2 protein-coding genes are annotated in these 1,683 nt (G+C 71.5%); both read right to left on the bottom strand.

Going from position 1 to position 1,683, the window contains the following annotated elements:
* A partial coding sequence (locus ACWEN3_RS46265) for an undecaprenyl-diphosphate phosphatase (RefSeq protein WP_452984419.1) occupies nt 1-428 on the bottom strand: 428 nt, incomplete at its 3' end.
* Nucleotides 429-586: 158 nt separating this feature from the next.
* Nucleotides 587-1,683 (bottom strand): HAD-IC family P-type ATPase (locus ACWEN3_RS46260; protein ID WP_452984417.1); only part of this gene is annotated, 1,097 nt, incomplete at its 5' end.

Raw genomic sequence — 1,683 nt, 5'->3', positions numbered from 1 at the left:
CGGTCGTACGCGCGGCAGACGGTAAGCGGAGCGAACCGCGTCCGCGACATCCTTGGTCCCGGGGTCAGTGACGGAGCACGCCATCTGCCTGCTGCGACCGGGACGCAAGCGGTGACGATCAGCCAGGCGATGCGCTGGTCCACGGTCTCGATGCGCCGCTGGGTGACGGACGTGGCCAGTCCGCGGATCAAGCGCACCCGGTCACGCCAGAAGTGGACGACGAGCGCCAGCGCGGTGGTCAGGTGGAGGCCAACTAGGCCGTTGAGGTACAGGGCGTCCTCGGCGGAGACGTCCAGTTCGTGTTTCCAGTGCCCGCCGAGCAGTGCGGCTATCAGGATGCTGTGCCCCTGACTGGAGACGGGGAACAGTTCGGTGACGCCTTGCAGTGGGCCTACGCCCACGGCTTCGGGAAAAGTCAGAACGGACATCGGCCGGCCTTCGTCTCCAGGCGCACGAGAGCGCGGAGCCGAGGACTCCGCGCCCGGCGGGCGGCTCCGGCGGCGAAAGGTACATGGGCAAGAAACCGGACCGGCCGCACGCAGCACCGGGCGCGTGAGGTCCCGTCCGAGCGGCACCGCCGCCCCGGCTAGCACCCGGAATACTCGAATCCGCCCGCTTCGACTTCCTCTGGAAGGTTCCGCGCATAGCGGCTGCGAGCCAGTACGAGCCCGGCGGCGTACAGGGCGAGGACGACGGTGAGAAGCAGGTAATACTCCAGCGGGAGTGTGGTGAGGCCGAGGAGCGGGCCGAGCGGGGACAGCGGCAGCACGAGGCCGATGACCGCGAGGGCGGCGGTGGTCCAGCCGACGGGGCCGGGCGGGCGGTCCTCGAAGAGCCGGCGGCCGGTGCGGAGCAGCAGTATCACCAGGCTCTGGGTGATCAGGTTCTCGGTGAACCAGCCGGAGTGGAAGGCCGCCTCGTCCTCGGCCGGGCCTGGGCCGTGCAGGGCGAGCGCCAGGACGCCGAAGGTCGCGAGGTCGGCCGCCGCGTTGAGGATGCCGAACCCGGTGATGAACCGCAGCAGGGCACGCGGGTCGAGGCCGGCCGGCCGACGTAGCAGGGCCGGATGGGGGCGGTCGTAGGCGAAGGCGAGCTGCACCGTGTCGAAGCACAGGTTCTGCACCAGCACCTGGGCCGGGAGCATCGGCAGGAAGGGCAGCAGCAGACCGGCGGCGAGCATCGCGATGACATTGCCGACGTTGGAGGAGAGAGTGATGCGCAGGTACGTGGCGATGTTGCCGCCGCTGTGGCGGCCCGCGGAGATGGCGTGGTCGACGGCGGTGAGGTCCTTCTCGGCGAGCACCACGTCGGCGCCCTCTCGGGCCACGTCGGTGGCGTCGTGTGGGGCGATGCCGACGTCGGCCGCCCACAGCGCGGACACGTCGTTGACACCGTCGCCGAGGAATCCCACCGTGTGCCCGCCGGTGCGCAGCGCGGCGCTGATCCGCGCCTTGTGCTCGGGGGTGCAGCGGGCGAAGACCGTCGTACGGGCGGCCAGTCGGGCCAGTTCGGTGTCGGTCAGGCCGTCGGTGCAGTCGGCGGTGACCACCGCGTCCGCACCGAGCGCGATGCCCAGGTCACGGCAGGCGCGCGCGGCGGTGCCCGGGTGGTCGCCGGTGAGGATCTTGACGGTGACACCGCGTGCGGCGAGCGCGGCGAGGGCGGCCGCGGCGGTGGGCGCGA

The sequence above is a fragment of the Streptomyces sp. NPDC004561 genome (assembly GCF_053602155.1).
Note: the sequence above shows the minus strand (reverse complement) of the source record. Positions and strands in the feature narration are given on the sequence as shown.